Annotated in this window: 17 protein-coding genes; 4 read left to right on the top strand and 13 right to left on the bottom strand. The window is 64.6% G+C overall.

Annotated features, from left to right (window positions below; all coding sequences use genetic code 11):
- Position 1 precedes the first annotated feature (1 nt).
- Genes TQ38_RS09605 through TQ38_RS09615 form a run of 3 tightly spaced genes read right to left on the bottom strand, consistent with a single transcriptional unit; the run spans position 2 to position 2100 of the window.
- Entirely contained in the window at positions 2-382 is a 381-nt protein-coding gene (locus TQ38_RS09605) for an acyl-CoA thioesterase (RefSeq protein ID WP_043973120.1), read from the bottom strand.
- A gap of 1 nt (position 383) precedes the next feature.
- Positions 384-773, bottom strand: a complete 390-nt coding sequence (locus TQ38_RS09610; protein ID WP_043973118.1) for an acyl-CoA thioesterase — start codon at positions 771-773, stop codon at positions 384-386.
- A gap of 1 nt (position 774) precedes the next feature.
- On the bottom strand, positions 775-2100 hold the full coding sequence (locus tag TQ38_RS09615; RefSeq protein WP_043973117.1) for a pyruvate dehydrogenase complex dihydrolipoamide acetyltransferase: 1326 nt from the start codon (positions 2098-2100) through the stop codon (positions 775-777).
- A 171-nt stretch (positions 2101-2271) separates the two neighbouring features.
- Between TQ38_RS09615 and TQ38_RS09620 the strand changes: the two genes are divergently transcribed.
- Positions 2272-2727: a universal stress protein gene (locus TQ38_RS09620; protein WP_043973116.1), complete on the top strand. Its 456-nt coding sequence runs from the start codon at positions 2272-2274 to the stop codon at positions 2725-2727.
- 160 nt (positions 2728-2887) lie between these two features.
- Here the strand turns inward: TQ38_RS09620 and rnr are convergent, their stop codons facing one another.
- From rnr to radA, 8 genes are all read right to left on the bottom strand, one after another.
- The gene (gene rnr / locus TQ38_RS09625; protein ID WP_043973115.1) at positions 2888-5164 is read right to left on the bottom strand and encodes a ribonuclease R; all 2277 of its coding nucleotides are present in this window, start codon (positions 5162-5164) and stop codon (positions 2888-2890) included.
- Positions 5165-5220: 56 nt separating this feature from the next.
- Positions 5221-5805, bottom strand: a complete 585-nt coding sequence (locus tag TQ38_RS09630; protein WP_043973114.1) for a DUF805 domain-containing protein — start codon at positions 5803-5805, stop codon at positions 5221-5223.
- Positions 5806-5827: 22 nt separating this feature from the next.
- Positions 5828-7387, bottom strand: coding sequence for a proline--tRNA ligase (proS, locus tag TQ38_RS09635; RefSeq protein ID WP_043973113.1), 1560 nt, complete (start codon positions 7385-7387; stop codon positions 5828-5830).
- 50 nt (positions 7388-7437) lie between these two features.
- Positions 7438-7878 carry an NUDIX hydrolase gene (locus TQ38_RS09640; RefSeq protein ID WP_043973112.1) on the bottom strand — a complete coding sequence of 147 codons (441 nt, stop codon included), beginning with the start codon at positions 7876-7878 and terminating at the stop codon, positions 7438-7440.
- A 26-nt stretch (positions 7879-7904) separates the two neighbouring features.
- Positions 7905-8483, bottom strand: coding sequence for a polyhydroxyalkanoate synthesis repressor PhaR (phaR, locus tag TQ38_RS09645; RefSeq protein ID WP_043973111.1), 579 nt, complete (start codon positions 8481-8483; stop codon positions 7905-7907).
- A gap of 177 nt (positions 8484-8660) precedes the next feature.
- Positions 8661-9080, bottom strand: a complete 420-nt coding sequence (locus TQ38_RS09650; protein ID WP_043973109.1) for an iron-sulfur cluster assembly scaffold protein — start codon at positions 9078-9080, stop codon at positions 8661-8663.
- 5 nt (positions 9081-9085) lie between these two features.
- A complete protein-coding gene (locus TQ38_RS09655; protein WP_043973108.1) occupies positions 9086-9604 on the bottom strand; it encodes a CvpA family protein in 519 nt (172 codons plus the stop codon).
- A gap of 12 nt (positions 9605-9616) precedes the next feature.
- Positions 9617-10984 carry a DNA repair protein RadA gene (gene radA / locus TQ38_RS09660; protein ID WP_043973107.1) on the bottom strand — a complete coding sequence of 456 codons (1368 nt, stop codon included), beginning with the start codon at positions 10982-10984 and terminating at the stop codon, positions 9617-9619.
- 88 nt (positions 10985-11072) lie between these two features.
- On the opposite strand from radA, the gene TQ38_RS09665 reads away from it, so the two are divergent.
- Positions 11073-13439 (top strand): patatin-like protein, encoded by a 2367-nt coding sequence (locus TQ38_RS09665; RefSeq protein WP_043973105.1) that lies wholly within the window; start codon positions 11073-11075, stop codon positions 13437-13439.
- Positions 13440-13538: 99 nt separating this feature from the next.
- Here the strand turns inward: TQ38_RS09665 and dnaJ are convergent, their stop codons facing one another.
- Positions 13539-14666: a molecular chaperone DnaJ gene (dnaJ, locus tag TQ38_RS09670; protein ID WP_043973102.1), complete on the bottom strand. Its 1128-nt coding sequence runs from the start codon at positions 14664-14666 to the stop codon at positions 13539-13541.
- A gap of 81 nt (positions 14667-14747) precedes the next feature.
- Positions 14748-16655 (bottom strand): molecular chaperone DnaK, encoded by a 1908-nt coding sequence (gene dnaK / locus TQ38_RS09675; protein WP_043973100.1) that lies wholly within the window; start codon positions 16653-16655, stop codon positions 14748-14750.
- Between the two features lie 195 nt (positions 16656-16850).
- On the opposite strand from dnaK, the gene TQ38_RS09680 reads away from it, so the two are divergent.
- A complete protein-coding gene (locus TQ38_RS09680; RefSeq protein ID WP_240197850.1) occupies positions 16851-17366 on the top strand; it encodes a copper chaperone PCu(A)C in 516 nt (171 codons plus the stop codon).
- Positions 17363-17848: a hypothetical protein gene (locus TQ38_RS09685; RefSeq protein WP_043973096.1), complete on the top strand. Its 486-nt coding sequence runs from the start codon at positions 17363-17365 to the stop codon at positions 17846-17848. Before TQ38_RS09680 ends, TQ38_RS09685 begins: the two co-directional genes overlap by 4 nt.
- Positions 17849-17863: the final 15 nt, after the last annotated feature.

A 17863-nucleotide genomic window follows, 5' to 3' on the forward strand; every position in this document is an offset into this window, starting at 1 on the left:
ATCAACTCTCCTGTTCGATAGCGCGGGGTTTGCCCGCATCGTCGATCGCAACGAAGGTGAAGACCGCTTCGGTTACTTTCACCTGTTCTTCTTCATGACGGTGGCGCCGCCAAGCCTCGATGGCTATGGTCATCGAGGAGCGCCCCACCTTGCGCAAGTTCCCGTAGACGGAGACTTCGTCTCCGACCTTGACGGGCTTGTGGAACTGCATGCCGTCCATCGCGATAGTCACCGCGCGGCCATGCGAATGACGGGCGGCGATCAGGCCGGCGCCCATGTCCATCAGGCTCATCAGCCATCCGCCGAAGATGTCGCCGTAAGCGTTGGCATCGGCAGGCATCGCGGTGATGCGGATGACGGGTTCGCGGTATTCTTCAGTCATATCAATCGACACCCATGGTCGTGGCGACGGCACGCGGCCGGTCGTTATCATCCAGCGTGACGAAGGTGAAAGTGCCGGCGGCGACTTCGACCTGGTTCTCGCTCGCCCGCGCCCGGCCAAAGCCGCGCGTGGCGATGGTCATCGAGGTGCGCCCGGTCCTTGCCACCTGCGCATAGACGTTGAGTTCATCGCCCACCACCATGACGCCGGGAAAGGTAAAATCGGTCGCGCCCACGACGACGGCCTTGTGACCGGTGCGGCGGGTCACCAGAGAAGCGGCGCCAAGGGCGAGCTGGCTCATCAGCCAGCCCCCGAAGACGCCGCCATAGGGATTGAGGTCGGTCGGCATCGCGGTCACGCGAATGACGAGGTCTCCGGCCTCATTCTCCATCTCAGGCGACCATACCCAGCGGGTTTTCGACATAGTTGCGGAACGCGGCCATCAGGCGCGCACCATCGGCGCCGTCCACAGCGCGGTGATCGAAACTGCCGGTTGCTGTCATCACGGTTGCTACTCCCAGCGAACCGTCTGGCATGACCCAGGGGCGCTTGTCGCCTGCACCTATGGCGAGGATGGTCGCCTGCGGGGGATTGATGACGGCAGTGAACTGCTTGATGCCCATCATGCCCATGTTGGAGATCGAGGCGGTGCCGCCCTGATATTCCTCAGGCTTGAGCTTGCCGTCCTTGGCGCGCGCGGCCAGGTCCTTGCTGGCCTTGGCGATCGCCGAAATGGACTTGCCGTTGGCGTCCTGCACGATCGGGGTGATGAGGCCGCCGGGGATCGAAACCGCCACCGAAACGTCGGCGCGCTCATATTTGATAAGCTCGCCGCCGGCGAAGGTCACGTTGCACTCGGGCACTTCGATCAGCGCCAGGCCGAGCGCCTTGATGAGCATGTCGTTGACCGAAACCTTCACGCCCTGCTTTTCCAGCGCGGTGTTGATATCGGCGCGCAGGGCCATCAGCTTGTCGAGGCGCACGTCGACCGTGAGGTAGATGTGCGGCGCTTCCTGCATCGACTGCGTAAGGCGGCGGGCGATGGTCTTGCGCATGCCGGACAGCTTTTCGACGCTGTGCGGGATACGCGCGTCGAGCAGCGCGCGGGTTTCGTCGGCCATCTGGACCGTGGAAGCCGGTGCGGCGGGAGCGGCGTCGTTTGCAGCGGCAGGCGCGGCCTTCTTTGCCTTGGCGGCGCCCGGCTGGGCCGCTTCGACGTCAGCCTTGACGACGCGGCCGTTGGGGCCGGTCCCGGTCAGGGCTTCGATGTCGACGCCCTTGGCAGTCGCGATACGCTTGGCGAGCGGAGATGCGATCACGCGGCCCTCCTGGGTTGCGGCCGGAGCCTTGGTTTCAGCCTTGGCGGCGGGAGCGGGCTGCGCGGACTTGGCATCAGCCTTCGGGGCTTCGGCCTTGGGAGCTTCTTCCTTCGGCGCGTCAGCCTTAGGGGCAGCGTCGATAGCCGAGGCATCCTCGTCCTCGCCGAGGAGGACGGCGATCACGGAGCCGACCTTCACGCCTTCAGTGCCTTCGGCAATCGTGATCTTGCCGATGGTGCCTTCGTCCACGGCCTCGAATTCCATCGTGGCCTTGTCGGTTTCGATTTCGGCCATGATGTCGCCGGAAGAAACGGTGTCGCCTTCCTTGACCAGCCATTTGGCGAGTTTGCCTTCTTCCATCGTGGGCGACAGGGCGGGCATCTTGATCTCGATGGGCATGGAAACTATCGCGTTCCTTGTGATCCGGGGGAGGTCTTCAACGGGATTTGGCCCCTCATTGGACAACTTGACGCTTGCGCACAAGCACCACGCAGTTTCTTTTTTCGCAACAGTGGTGGCTTGCACTGCAGCCTTGCCCTATCGATAACCTCAGTGGAGAGGGCCTGACCAATGCGCATCTATCTGGTGATTGTCGACGAGAGCGACGAAGCCCTTGTGGCGCTACAGTTCGCTGCAAGGCGTGCGGCCAAGACTGACGGGGCTTTGCACCTTCTTGCGCTCGTTCCGCCGCAGCCTTTCAACGCCTTCGCCGGGGTTCAGGCCACCATCGAGGAAGAAGCGCGCGCGCGCGCCGAAACGCTGGTCACGGCAGCCGCCGGAAACCTTTTGTCGCAAGGCGCCAAGATGCCGGTAATATCTGTTCGCGTCGGAGAAGACATCAAGGTGGTGCGCAAGTACCTTGAGGAACACACCGAGGTATCGGCGCTGGTTCTGGGCGCGGCGAACGAAGGTGGGCCGGGTCCGCTGGTAGCGCACTTCACCGGCGCGGGCATGGCGCATATGACCTGCCCGGTGTTCGTCGTCCCCGGCGGGTTGGACGCCGAGGCGATCGAACGCTTGAGCTGAGATTCGCTGCGGGGGCAGCGGATGGTCACGGTGCTTCGACAAGCTCAGCATGAGCGGAAAATCGGAGGCGTTTAGACTGTGCTTGCTGGCGGCCCCTGCCCCACCCAACTCCGCTCATCCTGAGCTTGTCGAAGAATGCAGGCAGGGCGCGACCGCCCGCCTACCGCTTGTTCTTGCCCTTGTGCCGGATGTTCGCCGGCCGCCCGCGCTTACCTACCAGGTGGTTGCCGCGCTTCTGGAAAGCCTGCTGCTGCGGACGCCCGCGCGGCTCGATGCTGCCTTCGGCGTCCTCCAGTTCGAACTTGAGAGCGCCGGTCAGCGGATTCGCCTCGGCCAGACGCAGACGCACGATCTGCCCGATGGCATAAGTGGTGCGGGTCCGCTCGCCGACCAGCACTTGTGCCTTCTCGTCATAGCCGAACCGCTCGTCACCCAATGTCGATACCGGCACGAGGCCGTCACCGCCAAGGCTGAGGATCGTGGCGAAGAAGCCGAACTTCTGGACGCCGGTGATGCGGCAGTCGAACACCTCGCCCACCCGGCTGGACAGCCAGGCGGCGACGTAGCGGTCGATAGTCTCGCGCTCGGCCTCCATGGCGCGGCGTTCGGCCTTGCTGATGACGTCGCTGATGCGGCCAAGGTCACTGCGGTCGCGCTCGGCGAGGCCGGACGTCGCCGGGATGTCGCCGACGGGCCGGGGCTGCTCCAGCCCATAGGCGTCGACAAGCGAGCGGTGCACCAGAAGGTCGGCATAGCGGCGGATCGGCGATGTGAAGTGCGCGTAGGAACCCAGCGCCAGCCCGAAGTGCCCGGCATTGCTGGGGCCGTAATAAGCCTGCGTCTGGCTGCGCAGCACGGCTTCCATGATGAGCGCCTTCTCGGCCTCGCCAGTGATGTCCTTGAGCATTCGGTTGAACAGGCCCGGCGTGATGACCTGACCCAGCGACAGCTTCTTTTCGAACGTGGCGAGATAGTCCTTAAGCGCCATCAGCTTCTCGCGGCTCGGCGTCTCGTGGATACGGTAGACCACCGGGGCGACCTTCGACTCCAGCGCCTTGGCGGCGGCGACGTTGGCCGCGATCATGAAGTCCTCGACCACCTTGTGCGCGTCGAGCCGCTCGCGGATGGCGATCTCGGTGATGCGGCCCTTGTCGTCCAGCTTCACGCGGCGCTCGGGCAGTTCCAGTTCCAGCGGGTCGCGGCTCTTGCGCGCCGTGGCCAGCGCCGCCCAGCAATCCCACAGGTGCCTGAGGTGATCCTCGGCGCGGTCCTCGTCCATCCGCGCCTGCGCTTCCTCGTAGGCGATGACCTCATGGATGCGGACCAGCGCGCGGGTGAAGCGCCATTCGGTGACGCGGCCTTCGGCGTCGATTTTCATGTGGCAGGCCATAGCCGCCCGGTCCTCGCCCGAGCGCAGCGAACAGACGTCGGCGCTCAGCACTTCGGGCAGCATCGGCACGACGCGGTCGGGGAAATAGACCGAATTGCCGCGCTTGCGGGCCTCGCGGTCGATCTCGCCGCCGGGGCGCACGTAGAACGAGACGTCGGCGATGGCGACGAGCGCGTCGAAACCGCCCTGCCCGTCCGGCATGGCCCAGATCGCATCGTCGTGATCGCGCGCGTCGGAGGGATCGATGGCGACGATCGGCAGATGGCGCAGGTCCTCGCGCTTGTCGTGGCTGAGCGGCAGTTTCGCCGCCAACTGCGCCTCGTCCAGCGTTTCCTGCCCGAAGTGGTTGGGGATGCCGTGCTTGTGGATGGCGATCAGGCTGAAGGCCTTGGGCGCCAGCGGCTCGCCCAGCACTTGAACCACCTTGATCGAAGGCCGCATCGACTTGCCGATCGGCTCGCCCAGCACCAGTTCGCCCGGCTTCGCACCGCCAAGGTCGGAAATCAGCGAGGAATTGCGGATGCGTTTGTCGACAGGCGCCAGCCACGCCTTGCCGGCGGTGTCGACCTCGACCACGCCCAGAACCTGGTCCGCGCGCAGTTCCAGCTTCTTCATCGGATAGCCGCGCCAGCCGGTTTCGCTCTCCTCGGTCCGCGCCAGCACACGGTCGCCCTTGCGCAAAGCAGCAGGCGGGCGCTGTCCACGCGGGCCTTTCTCGATCAGGCGTATGCGCGGCGGCGGCGTGGCGTCCTCGGGCTGCCAGGTATCGGGCACAGCGATGGCCTCGCCCTCCTCGATATCGATCACGCGCAGCACGGTGACCTTGGGCAGCCCGCCCATCTTGTGGAAGGCGGTGCGCTTGCCGTCGATCAGGCCTTCCTCGGCCATGTCCTTGAGCAGCGCCTTGAGCTGGATCTTCTCCGCGCCCTGCAGGCCGAAATGCCGCGAAATCTCGCGCTTGCCCACCGTTTCGGGCGCATTCTGGATGAAGTCGAGGATCTGCTTGCGCGTGGGCAAGCCGGGAGCGGGCCGGTTCTTGAAAGGCATAAGCCCAGCAATGGAGCCGATGGCGCGCTAATGCAATGGGCGCGCCGGCCGCCCGGTCAGTAGCGGACGGATTGTTCACCGTACCGGTTCGGCCCCGGCGTGGAGCGCCAGGCTCCGAAAACCACCACGATCAGCATGGCCGCCCATCCCAACAACGTGCCCGCCAGCATTTTCGACTGTACGGCCATCGCCGCAGTCATGTCGCCGCCCGCGCCCAGCATGGTCGCATCGACGAGTTCGTCCATCTTGATCCAGACGAAGACCCTGGCGGCCAGCGACAGACCAAGGGCAAGGCCAGCGATCCAGCCTGGCCGGTTGGAATCGTGCAGCCGGCGAACGAACGAGGCAACCAGAAGCAGGCTGACGACCATCGAAACGATCGAACTGACGATCATCGTGGTGCGCATGTAGCTGCCCATCTTCGCCATGATGCGCGCCTGAAGTTCGGCCTGCGCAGCGCCGTTCATGGCCCCGTGGATCGCTTCGGTCATGGCGCCGCCCAACATCGGGACGGACAGAGCCATGCCGACCGCGTACTGCAAGATCACGAGGAAAAGGACGTAGAACCAGAAGGTCTGCCGCGCATCCCGCCCATCGAAACGGGCGATACTGCGCAGATTGTACTTGATCGCCCCCAGCATGTCGCTTTCCCCCCGATCGCGATCAGTAAGACCGCGCCACGTAGATTTTCTCGACCGCCGGGCGGCCCGTGAAGATGCAAGCGCCTGTCACCGGTGCCGCATCCAAGGGGGTGTTGCGCATCGTCAGCTTCAGCGTCTTGAGCTTCTGCACGACCGCTTCCAGTTCATCTCCGGTAGGGCGCGCCCACTCCACTTCGACCCAGCCCGGATAGCGCTTGTCGTCGGAGAAGAACGCGGCGACTTCATCGAAGCTGGTGGCGGCCGCAATGTTCGCATCGCGGCGCGTCTTGGCTTCGGCGTATAGCGAGGCCTGGATGTCCTCGATCTCGGCAGCAGCCTTGGCGACGAAATCGTCCTTCGCCATGCCGATGAAGTTGGCCTTGGCGGCCTCGTTCCACAGGCGGTCGCGGCGCAGCATCGAAACCTGTCCGCCGGCAGCATCGCGGCCGCCGATTTCCAGCACGATCGGCACGCCCTTCTTGACCCAGGCCCAGCGCTTCTGCGTAGCCTTGCCGGGACGCTTGTCGAGCAGCACGCGCACCGGCTCGCCCAGCGTGGTCTGGCGGCTGAGAGCCTTGCGCAGTTCCTCGCAGTACGCGAGCAGCGCGTCGTCCTCAGGCGTTTCGCGCAGCATCGGCAGGATCACGATCTGGTGCGGCGCGACGCGCGGCGGTACGCGCAGGCCATCATCGTCGCCGTGGACCATGATGAGGCCGCCGATCATGCGGGTCGAGGTGCCCCAACTGGTCGTATGCGCATATTGCTGCGTGCCTTCGCGGTCCTGGAAGGTGATGCCCGCGGCATGGGCAAACCCTGTGCCGAGGTAGTGCGAGGTGCCCGCCTGGAGCGCCTTGCCATCCTGCATCATCGCCTCGATCGAATAGGTCGCGACGGCGCCGGGGAAGCGCTCGTTCTCCGGCTTTTCACCGGCGACGACCGGCATGGCCAGTTCGTCCTCGGCGAAATCGCGGTACATTTCCAGCGCGCGCAGGGTTTCCACCATGGCGTCGTCCTTGTCGGCGTGGGCGGTGTGGCCCTCCTGCCAGAGGAACTCGCTGGTACGCAGGAACATGCGGGTGCGCATTTCCCAGCGCACGACGTTGGCCCACTGGTTGACCATCAGCGGCAGGTCGCGCCACGACTGCACCCAACGCGCCATGGCTTGGCCGATCACCGTCTCCGAAGTGGGGCGCACGATCAGCGGTTCTTCCAGCTTGGCCTCGGGATCGGGCACCAGGCCGCCCTTGCCGTCACCGATCAGGCGGTGATGGGTGACGACCGCCATTTCCTTGGCGAAACCCTCGACGTGCTCGGCTTCCTTGGCGAAGTAGGACAGCGGGATGAACAGCGGGAAATAGCAGTTCTGAACGCCCGCAGCCTTGATCCGGTCGTCCATCAGGCGCTGGATGCGTTCCCACACGCCGTAGCCCCACGGCTTGATGACCATGCAGCCGCGAACGCCGGATTCCTCGGCCATCTCGGCTTCGGAAACGACTTCCTGATACCACTGGGCGAAATCGTCCGCGCGCTTGGTGTTGAGGGCGTGGCGGATGGCGGGCGTCTGGCTGGACTTCTGATTCATGGCAGCGCTGTTAGCGGCACTTGGGCCAAGGTTCAAACGCCGCGAAACGGCTAATCGAGAAAGTCTGCCAGATCTTCGGGAAAGAACTGTTCGTCCATCGCGGCCAGCGCTGCGCGGTCGAACCAGCGCCAGCTTTTCATCACGGCGCGTTCGAGTTCGGTATGGCCGCCGGTATCGATCGCATCAGGATCGGTGCCGGCAGGCAGATGGACCCGGAAATAGCGCTCGTCGGCGATGACCGGCACGCCTTCGATGGTGATGAATTCAGCCTGCTTGCGCGCGATTTCCGGCCCGGGTTCGGCGATAATGCCGGTTTCCTCAAGCAGTTCGCGGCGTGCAGCCTGCTCAAACGTTTCGCCGGGGTCGACGGCGCCGCCCGCCGTGCACCAGAACGGAGGGCGGCCCGGCGGATCGAACCGGAATAGCAGGACCCTGCCGGCATCATCCAGCAGGATGATGCGCGCGGCAGGCCGGGACGCACGGGTTGCCATCAGTTCGATCTGCGCACGGAAGCCGATTACTTGCCCAGCGAGTCGAGCCGCTTCTGGATTTCGGCCATCTGGTCGCGAAGCGCGGAAAGATCGCCAGCCGATTCGCCGGTGGGCGCGGGGCCTTCGGACGGAGCCTTGGGCGCGTCGCCCTTTTCGGCGCCGGGCATGAAGGCCGACGAAGCGGCGCGGAACATTGCCATGTTCTGCTCAGCCAGCTTGGCCAGCGGGTTGTTGCCCAGGCTGTCTTCAAATGCCTTGGCGAGTTTGGACTGGTTGGCCCGGAAGTTTTCCATCGAGGCTTCCAGATAGTGCGGGATCAGCGACTGCATCGAATTGCCGTACATGCTGATGAGTTCGCGCAGGAAGTTCACCGGAAGCATCTGCTCGCCGTTGGATTCTTCTTCCATGATGATCTGGGTCAGGATGGTGTGGGTGATGTCGGCGCCGGTCTTGGCGTCGAGAACCTTGTAGTCCACCCCTTCGCGGGTCATCTTGGATAGGTGGTCAAGCGTGATGTAGCTCGACGAGCGGGTGTTGTAGAGTCGCCGGTTTGCGTATTTCTTGATGATTACGGTGTTGTCGTCATTCGACGCCGTTTCAGCCATTACCAGTCCCCAATCCTGCGGATGTTTAGGATATCATCCTGCAATATCGCATTGCAACACAAATTGCTGCGCAGCAAAAGAGGGAATATCCGAAATGCACCCGATAACTGGCGGAATTATCGACTAAAACGCCTGCGGATCGCTCCATGCGGCGCAAGCACACAAACGGGACATAATTTACGTGGGGGAAAGTGCTGCCACGGCAGCATTCCAAGGCAGCATCACGGCGCCGTGGCGCGCTGGGTAGTCACGCGCGGCGGCTATGACATCAAGGCGCGGCCAATCCGGCAAGGCACCTTCACCGGCCAGCCATGCGGCAATCTCGCGGCTCGCTTGCCCGATCTGCGCCGGAGTGCATCCTGCGGCAGCGCCTGCGAAGATAGCGGCCGCCGCCTGCCCGATTGCGCAGGCCTGGCTGCGCACGCCGATCCGCTCGATGGTGCCTTCGGCCCCCGTCGAAAGCCCGAGGGTAATCGTGCTGCCGCAACTTTTTGAGCGCCCCTCACCGCTCAGCGCAAGATCGTCGGTGAGCGGATAGCGCGCCAGCTCAATCGTCAGGCCAAGCACTGCGGGGGTGTAAAGAACGGCAGCAGTCATGGCGCTCAGCGCGCGGCCTCGGCGGCGACAGCTTCGCGGCGGCGCTCGGCGATCACCTGGACGAGTGCTTCGCTGCTGGCGTTGATGAAGGGATAGGTCCGTGCGGTCGTGATCCAGTCGGGCCGGCCGCCTACACCCCACACGGTATCGTAGCCCAGCACCAGCACCGAGAAACCCAGCACGATAATGATCACGCCCTTCACCGCGCCGAAGCCGAATCCGAGCGCCCGGTCGATCGGCCCCAGCACCGAGGCCCGGCTTTTGCTGCCCGCCCATTTGGCGACCAGCTTCACAAACGCGAACGGAATGCCGAGGCACAGCGCAAAAGCAAGCACCGCTGCGCCCGAATCCGAGCCGATATGCGGCTCCAGCCAGGTGGTGGCCGGCGCATGCAGCATACGGATGGCGAAGATCGCAAAGACCCACGCGGCCAGCGCCAGGATTTCCTGCACGAAGCCGCGCATGAAACCGGTAATGGCGCCGAGACCCACGAAGAGCAGCACGGCAATGTCGAAGCCAGTCATAGACGGACAGGATTAGGCATCGGACAGGATGCGGTCAACGAGGTTGGGCAACATTGCCAGTCCGGAAAATTTCAGCCCCTGTTCCGGCGGCGGCCCATTGGACGGCCCGAACGCGCTCTCGAAGCCGAGCTTGGCCGATTCGCGCTGGCGGATCGAACCATGGGCGACCGGGCGTATCTCTCCCGCGAGAGACACTTCGCCGAACCACACGGCGGTCGTCGGCAGCGGCTTGTCCCCCAACGCCGAGATCAGCGCGGCGGCGACGGCAAGGTCGGCAGCGGGGTCACTCAGGCGGTAGCCGCCCGCGACATTGAGGTAGACTTCGGCGCTGGAGAAACTTAGCCCGCAGCGCGCTTCCAACACAGCGAGCAACATCGCCATTCGGCCCGAATCCCAGCCCACCACAGCGCGGCGCGGGGTTGCGCCGCTTTGCAAGCGGACGATCAGCGCCTGGATTTCAACCAGTACCGGGCGGGTGCCTTCCATTGCCGGGAACACCGCAGAGCCGGCCATCGGTTCCTCCCGGCCTGAGAGGAACAGCATCGAGGGGTTGCCTACTTCCGCAAGTCCCGTGCCCTCCATCGCGAAAACGCCGATCTCGTCGACGGGGCCGAAGCGGTTCTTCAAGGATCGCAGGATGCGGTACTGATGGCTTCGCTCGCCCTCGAAGCTCATCACCACGTCGACCATGTGTTCCAGCACGCGCGGGCCGGCGATCGAGCCGTCCTTGGTGACGTGGCCGACGAGGACGAGGATGACGCCGTTTTCCTTGGCGTAGCGGATCAGTTCGAACGCGCAGCCACGGACCTGGCTGACGGTGCCGGGGGCGCCCTCGATCTGGTCGGAATGCATGGTCTGGATCGAATCTATCACCAGCAGCGCCGGCGGGTCCATCATGCCCAGCGTAGTCAGGATATCGCGCACCGAAGTTGCCGCCGCGAGTTGGATCGGGGCGTTGGAAAGGCCGAGCCGCTCGGCACGCAGGCGGACCTGTCCGGCTGCCTCCTCGCCGCTGACGTAGACCGAAAGACCGCCTGCCCTGGCAACGTTGGCCGATACCTGCAGCAGGATCGTCGACTTGCCGATACCCGGATCGCCGCCCATCAGAATCGCCGAACCGGGCACGAAACCGCCGCCCAGCGCCCGGTCGAATTCGGAGATGCCGCTGGTGCGCCGCTTGGGAATTTCGCCGGGCTGGTCGAGCGGGGTGAACAGGATCGGCCGCCCGCCCGACGACAAGTCGTGCTTGGACGAGAAGATCGTCTGCGGCGCGTCTTCGGCCAGCGTATTCCACTCGCTGCAATCGGGGCACTGGCCCTGCCAGCGCGTGGAAACACCGCCGCAGGCCTGGCATATAAATCGACGTTTCGGTTTCGCCATGCCTGATCGACTAACCGGAACGGAATGAGAACGCAATTACCATTCTTGTAATATTGCCAATATCGTCCGCCTGCGCCAAGCTATGTAAATGCAGCAGAAAGAACTGCGGATCGCGCTGGTCTGCTATGGCGGTGTCAGCCTTGCGGTCTACATGCACGGCGTCACCAAGGAACTGTGGAAGGCCCTTCAGGCCAGCCGTGCGCTATGGTCACGCGAAGACGCGCCCGAGGGCAGCGCGGCGGTCTATCTCGCCCTGCTGAAGCGGCTTGAGAGCGGCGGCAATGTTCGCCTGCGCATCCTTACCGATATCGTCGCCGGGGCCAGCGCGGGCGGCATCAACAGCGTCTTCCTTGCGCAGGCGATCCATTCGGGGCAGTCGCTGGAGCCATTGACCGACCTGTGGCTCGATAATGCCGACGTCGACATGCTGCTCGATCCCGAGGCGCGGCCCGGATCGCGCGCGGCGAAGTTCTGGGCGAGCCCCCTCGTCTCCTACCTGCTGCACCGGCCCGGCAATGCGGTTAGTGCCAGCGTCGCGCCCGAGGCGCGGGCCGAAGTGCGCGACAAGCTGTCGCGCCTGATCCGCTCCCGCTGGTTCGAGCCGCCGTTCAGCGGCATCGGTTTCTCGCGCCTGCTCTACCGCGCGCTGACGGCTATGGCTGAGGCGCCGGCAGGCAAACCGCTGCTACCGGCAGACCATCCCCTGGACCTGTTCGTCACCGCTACCGACTTCAAGGGACACCTTGAAACGCTGCGGCTCCATTCGCCCGAACTGGTGCTGGAGAGCGAGCATCGTCTGACTTTGGGCTTCCACTCAGTGGCCGGGCGAACGGGCGGACAGCCGCTGGCCGGTATTCCGGAACTGGTGCTGGCGGCGCGGGCCTCGGCCAGCTTTCCCGGCGCTTTCCCGCCGCTACGGATCGAGGAGATCGACCGTCTTGTCGCCGAACACGGCGCGTCGTGGCCGGAGCGGGATGCTTTCCTTGCGCGGGTGATGCCTGAACATGCGCGGCGCGGAGAGCTAGATTCGGTGTCGCTGATCGATGGCTCGGTGCTGGTCAACGCACCTTTTTCGGATGCGATGGCAGTGCTGCGAGACCGGCCGGCGACGCGTGAGATCGATCGGCGCTTCGTCTATATCGACCCCTCGCCCGACCACCTCGGTGCGGAGATGCGGCGCGATACTACCCTGCCCGGTTTCTTCCCGGTGATATTCGGCGCACTCTCGGCGATCCCGCGCGAGCAGCCGATCCGTGACAATCTGGAAACCCTCGCCCGCCAGTCGCGCGAGATGGCGACGCTGCGCGAGATCGTCCTCGCCATGCGTCCGCAGATCGAGGAAACGGTGGACAGGTTGTTCGGCCATACCCTGTTCCTGGACCGGCCGACGCCCAAGCGGCTCGCGGCGTGGCGGGCCAAGGCGCAAGGCGCGGCGTCGGAGCAGGCGGGCTATGCCTATCATGGCTATGCGCAGGTCAAGTTCAGCGGCATCGCGGCGATGATCGCGCGCATGGTGCTGGAGGCTGCGCCGGAACTGGACCTGCCCTCGCCCGAACCGATCAGGGCTCGGCTGATGCTGCACCTTGCCGCCAGCGGGATCGACCGCACGCAGGCGCTGCGCGAGGCAGTTTCGCCCGCGATGGTCGGGTTCTTCCGCTCGCACGACATCGCGTTCAGGGTGCGCCGCCTGCGGCTGCTGGCGCGGCGGGTGACGCAGGAATGGGAGGCCGAGGCCGACGTCACCGAAGAGGACCGCGACAAGGCGCGGGCAGCGATCTACGCGGCGCTCTCGCTCTATATCGAGCGCGAGCCGCTGGCGGCGCTGGGCGATGATTTTCCGGCGCTGGCGCGGGCATTTTTCGAGGACCCGCAAGCAGTCGTCGATCATATCGAGGAGCGGCGTAACCTGATCGAGGCGGACGTGGCTGTCGACGATCTGCTGGCGCAGGCGCTGGCGGCGATGCCGCAGGCGCTGCGCCGCCGCGTGCTGCTCGCCTATCTGGGGTTCCCGTTTTACGATACGGTCACCCTGCCCCTGCTGCGCGGTGAAGGGCTGAACGAGTTCGATCCCGTGCTGGTCGACCGGATTTCACCCGAGGATTGCCATGCGATCCGTCGCGGCGGCACCGGGGAGACTTTGCGCGGGACCGAGTTCTACAACTTCGGTGCCTTCTTCAGCCGGACTTACCGCGAAAACGATTATCTGTGGGGCCGCCTCCACGGGGCGGAGCGGGTTATGGACATGATCGCCTCGACGCTGGGCGCCGAGCACGCGATGTCGCCGGTGGAACTGCTGGGGTTCAAGCGCCGCGCGTTCATCGCCATCCTCGATGAGGAGAAAACGCGGCTGCTTGCCGATCCGGGGCTGGTCAAGCGCATCCGGCGCGAGGTTCTGGCGGGCGGCGGGGCGGGCACGTCCTCCCCGATCCAAGGAGGTGGCAGCCCGCAGGGCTGACGGAGGGGATGCGCGGCCTGACGCAGCGCTGCGTCGGCCGGCAATCCCCTCCACCACCGCTTTGCGGCGGTTCCCCTCCCCGTATCGGGGAGGACAGGGCTATTCGGTCAGGTCGTTCCAGGCGTCCTTCAGCCGGTCGAAGAAACCTTTGGAGCCGGGGCATTCGTCACCCGTCTCGGTATCCTGCAATTCGCGAAGGATTTCCTTCTGCCGCGCGGAGAGCTTGGTCGGCGTTTCCACCGAAATCTCCACGACCATGTCGCCCCGGCCGCGTCCCTGCAACACCGGCATACCGGTCCCGCGTTTACGCAGCTGCTTGCCCGACTGAATACCGGCGGGAATGTCGACCGTGATCGCTTCCCCGTCGATGCCGGGAATTTCGATCGACCCGCCCAGCGCTGCCGTCGTGAACGTGATCGGCACATGGGTCAGCAGCGTGGTGCCTTCGCGCTCGAAGACGCGGTGAGGTTTGACGTGCAGGAAGATGTAGAGGTCGCCCGGAGGCGATCCGAACGGACCTGCCTCGCCCTTGCCCGACAAGCGGATGCGGGTGCCCGAATCCACCCCCGGCGGGATGTCCACCTGCAACGTCTGCGGCTTGTCGACCCGGCCTTCACCGCCGCACGAGCGGCATGGCTTTTCGATCACCTCACCCCGGCCGTGGCAGGTCGGGCAGGTGCGTTCCACAACGAAGAAGCCCTGCTGCGCGCGCACCTTGCCGTGCCCGGCGCACATCGAGCAGCCGCGCTTGGCGGTGCCCGGCTCGGCGCCGGTGCCCTTGCAGGGTTCGCACCCCTGCGAGACTTCGATGGTGATCTCGGTGCTTTTGCCGCGGAACGCCTCGTCGAGGCTGACTTCCATGTCGTAGCGCAGATCGGCGCCCCGGCGCTGCTGCTGGCGGCCACCGCCGCCGAACGAGCTGCCGAAGATCGACTCGAAGATGTCGCCGATATCGCCGAAGTCACCGCCTTGATGACCGCCGCCGCCCGCGCCTTGCTGGAAGGCAGCATGGCCGTAACGATCGTAGGCCGCGCGCTTCTGCGGGTCCTTGAGGCAATCGTAAGCGACGCTGATGAGCTTGAATTTCGCTTCGGAATCCGAGCATCCCGGATTTTTATCCGGGTGATAGCGCATGGCAAGACGGCGATAGGACGACTTGATGACCTTGTCGTCGGCGCCGCGCTCAACCTCGAGCAGTTCGTAAAAATCTATTTCAGTAGCTGACACGTGATAGTTCCCCGCCGGAATACTCTAACCGCCACCGGCGCGATTTGCACCGGTGGCGGCCAGGGTTTTCATCAGGACTGATCAGCCCTTGTTTTCATCGACTTCCGAGAATTCGGCATCGACCACATCGTCGTCACCGGCCTTGGCCGCTTCAGGCGAAGCAGCCGAAGCCTGCTCCTTCTCGTAGATGGACTGGCCCATCTTCATCGCCACCTGGGTCAGTTCCTGAGCCTTGGCGTTGATTTCCGCAGCATCGTCACCGGCAAGCGCGGTCTTGGTCGCGGCGATCGCGGCTTCGACTTCAGCCTTCAGAGCGGCGTCGATCTTCTCGCCGTTCTCGGCGATCTGCTGCTCGGTCGCGTGGACGAGGCTGTCGGCCTGGTTGCGGGCCTCGGCCGATTCGCGGCGCTTCTTGTCCTCTTCGGCGAACTTCTCGGCATCGCGAACCATCTGGTCGATGTCGCTGTCCGAAAGGCCGCCCGAGGCCTGGATGCGGATCTGCTGTTCCTTGCCCGTGCCCTTGTCCTTGGCGGACACGTTCACGAGGCCGTTGGCGTCGATGTCGAAGGTCACTTCGATCTGCGGCACGCCCCGGCGCGACGGCGGAATGCCGACGAGGTCGAACTGGCCGAGCATCTTGTTGTCCTGCGCCATCTCGCGCTCGCCCTGGAACACGCGGATCGTAACCGCCTGCTGGTTGTCCTCGGCGGTCGAGTAGACCTGGCTCTTCTTGGTCGGGATCGTCGTGTTACGGTCGATCATCTTGGTCATGATGCCGCCCAGCGTCTCGATGCCCAGCGACAGCGGGGTCACGTCGAGCAGCAGCACGTCCTTGACGTCGCCCTGCAGCACGCCGGCCTGGATCGCCGCGCCCATGGCGACGACTTCGTCAGGGTTCACACCGGTGTGCGGTTCCTTGCCGAAGAACTCCTTCACGACTTCGCGCACCTTGGGCATGCGGGTCATGCCACCCACGAGCACGACTTCGTCGATGTCCTTGGCCGAAAGACCGGCATCGGCGATCGCCTTGCGGCAGGGTTCCAGAGTGCGCTGGATCAGGTCGGCGACCATCTTCTCCAGGTCGGAGCGGGTGATCGTCTCGACGAGGTGCAGCGGAGTGGTGGCGCCGCCTTCCATGCGTGCGGTGATGAAGGGCAGGTTGACCTCGGTCGTCGCGGTGGACGACAGCTCGATCTTGGCCTTTTCAGCCGCTTCCTTCAGGCGCTGAAGAGCGAGCTTGTCGGTCTTCAGGTCCATGTTTTCCTTGGCCTTGAACTTCTCGGCCAGCCATTCGACGATCTTCGAATCGAAGTCTTCGCCGCCCAGGAAGGTGTCGCCGTTGGTCGACTTGACCTCGAACACGCCGTCGCCGATTTCCAGGACCGACACGTCGAAGGTGCCGCCGCCAAGGTCATAGACAGCAATGGTCTTGCCGTCCTGCTTGTCGAGGCCGTAAGCCAGCGCAGCCGCGGTCGGCTCGTTGATGATGCGCAGCACTTCGAGACCGGCGATCTGGCCGGCGTCCTTGGTGGCCTGGCGCTGTGCGTCGTTGAAGTAGGCAGGCACGGTGATGACCGCCTGCGTGACCGTCTCGCCCAGATAGGACTCAGCGGTTTCCTTCATCTTCTGCAGCGTGAAAGCCGAGATCTGCGAAGGCGAGTAGTCTTCGCCGCCAGCCTGGACCCAGGCATCGCCGTTCTTGCCCTTGACGATGGTGTAAGGGACCAGTTCGGTGTCCTTGCGGGTCACCGGATCGTCGAAGCGGCGGCCGATGAGGCGCTTCACCGCGAAGATCGTGTTGTTGCCGTTGGTGACGGCCTGGCGCTTTGCCGGCTGCCCGATCAGACGCTCGCCATCCTTGGCGAATGCGACGATCGAGGGCGTCGTGCGGGCGCCTTCGGAATTCTCGATGACCTTGGGCTTGCCGCCGTCCATGACGGCGACGCAGCTGTTGGTGGTGCCAAGATCGATACCAATTACTTTAGCCATTATCCCCATTCCTCACGTCAGTGGGTGACACCGTGCGGATCGCCTCCCTTACACAAGGCAAGGCAGCTTGCACGGCTCGGTGACGCTTAACGTCGTCGAGGCGCGATATAGGGGCGGTTTTGCTTGGAACAAGTGTTCTCGAATGGCATTAGGCGAGCGATTTTTCCCCGGCGAAGTCACAAGGATACCTTGACCGTGAAACCACATCGCCCCCTCGCCCTGCTTCTTTGCACTGCCATGGCCCTTGCGCTGGGGGCCTGCGGCAAGGAGCCGGACAGCCCCACCGCCTCGAATGAGGCCACCCTCACCGGCCCCGATGCCAAGCCGGGACTGGTCGCGAGCGACGGCAAGCTGGTGCTTCCGGTGATCGCCAGGCGCCCGGCGGCGGTCTATTTCACCGTGCGCAACGACGGCGCCGAGCCGGTTACGCTGGCCGCCGTCAGCATTCTGGGCGCCGGCAAGGCCGAAATGCACGAGACCAAGGGCGGCTCCATGGGCAAGGTCGATTCGCTGCCGGTCGACCCCGGCGCGTCGGTTGTCTTCGCGCCGGGCGGGCTGCATGTCATGGTCTTCGACCTGCCTGCCGCGCTCAAAGCCGGTGGCAAGGCGGAGTTGACGATGACGTTTTCTGACGGAGACAAGCTGTCGATGCCGCTCGCCGTCGAGGCGATGGGCGGCGACATGGGCGACATGGAAGGGATGCACCACTGAGCGTCCCACCCGGAGAAGAACGCGCGCTGACGGCGGGCGAAGCGGCGCTGATCCGCTCCGTCTTCGGCGAGGCGATCGATTGCGGCCCGGTGCGAGTGCGGCGGCGCAAATGGTTTCCATTTCAGCCAATCAACACGGCGATGGCGCCTTGCGGCCACTTGCATTTCCACCCGCGAGCCAGCCTGTACCGAGCCGATTTCTCGCAAGCACCGCTCGGGCTGCAAGGGCTCTTCATTCATGAGATGACGCATGTGTGGCAGACACAATGCAAGGGACGGTGGTATCTGCCGCTTATGCGCCATCCGCTGTGCCGCTACGACTATTCCTTGCGGCCAGGCTGGACGCTGGAGCGCTACGGCATCGAGCAACAGGCCGAAATCGTACGACACATCTTTTTGATGGGGCTTGGCATCGATGTGCCGGGAGCGCCTCCACTGGAAAGCTACCGGGGCATAGTGCCGTTCGACCGCGCCCGCCTCTAAACCAAACTGCGTCGT

Source organism: Novosphingobium sp. P6W, assembly GCF_000876675.2.
Classification (GTDB): Bacteria; Pseudomonadota; Alphaproteobacteria; order Sphingomonadales; family Sphingomonadaceae; genus Novosphingobium.

Coding starts and splice junctions, on each gene's coding strand:
- dnaK (WP_043973100.1), bottom strand. CDS start 16,655: ATGGCTAAAGTAATTGGTATCGATCTTGGCACCACCAACAGCTGCGTC.
- rnr (WP_043973115.1), bottom strand. CDS start 5,164: ATGCCTTTCAAGAACCGGCCCGCTCCCGGCTTGCCCACGCGCAAGCAG.
- TQ38_RS09605 (WP_043973120.1), bottom strand. CDS start 382: ATGACTGAAGAATACCGCGAACCCGTCATCCGCATCACCGCGATGCCT.
- radA (WP_043973107.1), bottom strand. CDS start 10,984: ATGGCGAAACCGAAACGTCGATTTATATGCCAGGCCTGCGGCGGTGTT.
- TQ38_RS09650 (WP_043973109.1), bottom strand. CDS start 9,080: ATGACTGCTGCCGTTCTTTACACCCCCGCAGTGCTTGGCCTGACGATT.
- phaR (WP_043973111.1), bottom strand. CDS start 8,483: ATGGCTGAAACGGCGTCGAATGACGACAACACCGTAATCATCAAGAAA.
- TQ38_RS09615 (WP_043973117.1), bottom strand. CDS start 2,100: ATGCCCATCGAGATCAAGATGCCCGCCCTGTCGCCCACGATGGAAGAA.
- TQ38_RS09630 (WP_043973114.1), bottom strand. CDS start 5,805: ATGCTGGGGGCGATCAAGTACAATCTGCGCAGTATCGCCCGTTTCGAT.
- TQ38_RS09655 (WP_043973108.1), bottom strand. CDS start 9,604: ATGACTGGCTTCGACATTGCCGTGCTGCTCTTCGTGGGTCTCGGCGCC.
- TQ38_RS09610 (WP_043973118.1), bottom strand. CDS start 773: ATGGAGAATGAGGCCGGAGACCTCGTCATTCGCGTGACCGCGATGCCG.
- TQ38_RS09640 (WP_043973112.1), bottom strand. CDS start 7,878: ATGGCAACCCGTGCGTCCCGGCCTGCCGCGCGCATCATCCTGCTGGAT.
- proS (WP_043973113.1), bottom strand. CDS start 7,387: ATGAATCAGAAGTCCAGCCAGACGCCCGCCATCCGCCACGCCCTCAAC.
- TQ38_RS09620 (WP_043973116.1), top strand. CDS start 2,272: ATGCGCATCTATCTGGTGATTGTCGACGAGAGCGACGAAGCCCTTGTG.
- TQ38_RS09665 (WP_043973105.1), top strand. CDS start 11,073: ATGCAGCAGAAAGAACTGCGGATCGCGCTGGTCTGCTATGGCGGTGTC.